The organism is Leisingera sp. F5, from assembly GCF_001593695.1.
Genome location: NZ_LUKH01000737.1, coordinates 1 through 1,760 on the forward strand (window position 1 = coordinate 1; position 1,760 = coordinate 1,760).

Sequence of the window (1,760 nt, forward strand, 5' to 3'; positions counted from 1 at the left end):
ATATTAGGCGCGCTGAGCGTCGATGCAACGCTGTCTTATGCCGCCATTGGCCAGGAGGTCGGCCTGTCGGCGCCTGCGGTGCATGAGCGGGTCAAGCGGCTGCGGGCCTCTGGCGCCATCAAGGCCACCATAGCGCGGCTGGATGGCGCTGCAGTGAGTAAGCCGCTGCTGGCCTTTATCCATGTGGACACCGAAGGCTGGGGCGTGACCACCGACCTGCTGGCGCTGCAAGAAATGCCGGAACTGGAGGAAATCCACAGTGCCGCGGGCGACGCAAACCTGATCCTAAAGGTGCGGGTGGCCTCGCCCAAGGCGCTGGAAGGCTTGCTGGCGCGGGTTTATGAGGTCGAATGCGTCCGCGGCACCCGCACCCATATGGTGCTGTCGACGCATCTGGACCGTCCCGTGCAGGCGGGCACGACAGAGAAACTGGCAGAGGGCAGGCCGGTAAAGTGACCGGTTAGAAAATGATGAGGGCAGCGCCCTCCCGTCGGGAGGGCGCTGCCCGGCGTAGCCGCCAGACGGAACGTGTTCAGGCTGGCGTCCTGAAGTGCTTGGACAGCTTCAGGCCCTGGCCTTGGTAGTTGGAGGCAATGCCGGCGCCGTAAAGCTGCTCGGGCACCTCCGCCATCTTCTCATAGACCAGACGTCCCACCACCTGGCCGTGCTCCAGCACGAATGGCGCCTCGTGGCAGCGTACCTCCAGCACCCCGCGCGAGCCGGTGCCGCCAGCCGCGTCATGGCCGAAACCGGGATCGAAGAAGCCCGCGTAATGCACCCGGAATTCGCCGACCATGGCCAGATAGGGCGCCATCTCGGCGGCAAAGGCAGGCGGGATATGCACCGCCTCGCGGCTCACCAGAATGTAGAAGGCACCGGGATCCAGAATAATGCGGCCGTCCTTGGTGCGCACTTCCTCCCAGTATTCCTGCGGGTCGTATTCGCCGATCCGGTCCAGGTCGATCACACCGGTATGCGGCTTGGCACGGTAACCGACCAGATCACTGCCGGGCAGTTTCAGGTCAACCGAGAAGCCCAGGCCATCCTCGATCACCGCGTCGCCATCGACCAGCGGCGAGCCTGCGTGCAGCATCTTCAGCTCGGCGTCTGACAGAACGGCCTGGCCGGTGCGGAAACGGATCTGGTTGAGCCGCATGCCGGGGCGCACCAGCACTGAGAACGACCGCGGGCAGATCTCGGCATAAAGCGGGCCAGTGTAGCCGGGTTTGATGCGGTCGAATTCCTCGCCTCCGTCGGTGATGGTGCGGGTCAGAAGATCCAGCCGCCCGGTGGAGCTTTTGGCGTTGGCCACTGCCGAGACATCGCCGGGCAGCGCCAGGCTTTCCATCAAGGGCACCACATAGACGCAGCCCTTTTCCAGCACCGCACCGCCGTCCAGGGTGATGCGGTGCATCTCGAATTCACTCAGCCGGTCGGAAACGCTGCGGCCCTGACCGGCCAGGAAAGACGCGCGCACCCTATAGGCCACGTTGCCCAGACGCAGATCGAGGCTTGCAGGCTGCACCTGGCCTTCGACCAGTGGGGTGCTGACGGCGATCTCGCCGCGATCCAGCATTTTTTCAATGGTTTGGCTGGGCAAAACGCCTGTCATTTTCTGTCCCTCCGCGTGCCGGCTTTGCGGCGATGCTGGCCGAATTGGCCCGGCTGCGCAATCGCCAAAGGCCTGCACAGGATACGAAAACGCCCGGGTGCGCGAACACCCGGGCGTTTTTCATATGGTCGGGCTAGCAGGACTCGAA

At 64.2% G+C, this 1,760-nt stretch carries 2 protein-coding genes; one reads left to right on the forward strand and one right to left on the reverse strand.

What is annotated here, in order from left to right; genetic code table 11:
- A partial coding sequence (locus A2I95_RS35390; RefSeq protein ID WP_291737237.1) for an Lrp/AsnC family transcriptional regulator occupies positions 1–456 on the forward strand: 456 nt, incomplete at its 5' end.
- A 76-nt stretch (positions 457–532) separates the two neighbouring features.
- Here A2I95_RS35390 and A2I95_RS35395 read toward each other — a convergent pair.
- A complete protein-coding gene (locus A2I95_RS35395; RefSeq protein ID WP_027258596.1) occupies positions 533–1,612 on the reverse strand; it encodes a 2'-deoxycytidine 5'-triphosphate deaminase in 1,080 nt (359 codons plus the stop codon).
- Positions 1,613–1,760 lie beyond the last annotated feature (148 nt).

Excerpts from the sequence above, each read along its gene's own strand:
- A2I95_RS35395 (WP_027258596.1), bottom strand. The coding sequence starts at position 1,612 with ATGACAGGCGTTTTGCCCAGCCAAACCATTGAAAAAATGCTGGATCGC.